At 58.0% G+C, this 1,766-nt stretch carries 1 protein-coding gene; it reads right to left on the bottom strand.

Translation table 11 applies throughout. From position 1 onward, the window contains the following. Positions 1–671: 671 nt before the first annotated feature. Positions 672–1,766: ABC transporter transmembrane domain-containing protein (locus EOA29_RS35320; protein ID WP_245468712.1), on the bottom strand; the 1,095-nt coding region annotated here is incomplete at its 5' end.

Raw genomic sequence — 1,766 nt, forward strand, 5'->3', positions numbered from 1 at the left:
ATCCATTAATGCTCATGGGCGCCCAAGCATTTGCGGGCCTAAGTGCCGGGGTCATCCTGCCGTCCAGTTATACTCTGGCAACGCTTTTCGGTGAACCCAAAGAGCTTTCCCGCTCCCTCGGTAAGGTGCTTTTCGGCTGGTCTCTGGCATTCGTTTGCGGCATCCCGGGACTGGCACTGATCTCAGACCTCTCGGGATGGCGTTCTGCCTATCTGATTTTGTTTGCGATTGCTCTATTTCTTTCTTTCGAAATTCGCAGTGCTTCAAACGTTGCGCACAGTGCCGCAAAGAAGAGTGCTCAGGTGAGCTTTCTTACTGCCTTGACCCATCACAACGTCCCTGTCCTGCTCACAGTGTGCTTGTGCTTTACCACCGCATTTTACGGCGTTTTTGCTTTTCTTGCCGATGAGGTCCGACAGGCCTCGGCAACTACTGCAAGCGCAGCCGGCGCCATCATTTTTGCATTCGGTCTCGGTTTTGCGGCGGGAACGGCGGCCACCTGGTTGGTCGACAAGATCGGCGCGCGCAGGCTTCTGCCGGCTGCGCTATTCATCAATGCCGCTGTCTATGGGTTGATGGCAATTGCTGGACGCGACTATGCGGCAGCCTTGGCCATTGTGACTCTATGGGGAGCCACCACGAATGTCTCCCTTAATATGATTGTTCTTTTGCTATCCCAGAGCAGTTCCACAGCAAAGGGGCGTATCCTTGGGTTGAACAGCGCCACGACCTATCTTGGCGCCACGTTTGGTGTGACTGTGGCCGGCATTTTCTATGAGTCCTCGAGCTTCGAAACCGTGTCGCTGTGCGCGGTCTTGCTTCAGGTCTGCGGGGCAATCCTGTTTTGGGCTGCCACATCGCCGATAGCAAAGGTGCAGTCGCCAACTGCAACGTAATAGACAACTAAGGAAAGTCTGGTTCTCGGCGCCGCGGTTGAACTTCTCCTCGATGCGACGGCAGAACTCCGGCGTCACCACCATCGACAGGATGACATAGGCCGGGATCGAGCAGACGACGATAAGGGTCAGCCAGCCGCTGTAGAGATACATCACCGCCAGGAAGACGAAGAGGAACAGCACATCAAGCAGCACGGTCAGGGCCGAACCGGTGAGGAAGGCGCGGATATTTTCCAGCTCGTGCACACGCGCCACGGTCTGGCCGGTCTGCCTCGCTTCGAAATAGGCGATTGGCAGGCCGAGCAGATGGTGGAACAGCTTGGCCCCCAGCGCGACATCGATACGGCTGGTGGTATGGATGGTGATGTAGGTGCGAAGGCCGGTCAGCAGCACCTCGAACATCGACACCGCCGACAGGCCGATCACCAGCACCTCCAGCGTGGTCAGCCCGTTGTGGACCAGCACCTTGTCGATCACCAGCTGGAAGAAGATCGGTGAGATCAAGCCGAGCAACTGCACGAAGAAGGATGCCAAAAGCACTTCGGCGAAGATCCAGCGGTAGCGGATGATCTCGGGGATGAACCAGGAGAAATCGAAGCGCCGCGAGAAGCCATGAGCGAAGGCGCGGCTAGTCACCAGGATGACATGGCCGCTCCAGCGCGCCTCGAAATCCTCCCTCGTCAATTCCTGCGGCGCGCCAACCTGCGGGTCCTGCAGCAGCACCTTGCCGGCCGATGCCGCAGCGAGCAGCGCAAAACTGCCGTCCTTCTTCTCGATGATGGCTGGCAGCGGCAAGCGCTCGAGCCGCTTTGGCGATGGCTGTACGATCCTGGCCTTAAGCTTCAGCCGCTTCGCTGCCCTGACGATATC

The organism is Mesorhizobium sp. M1E.F.Ca.ET.063.01.1.1 (assembly GCF_003998155.1).
Taxonomy (GTDB): Bacteria; Pseudomonadota; Alphaproteobacteria; order Rhizobiales; family Rhizobiaceae; genus Mesorhizobium.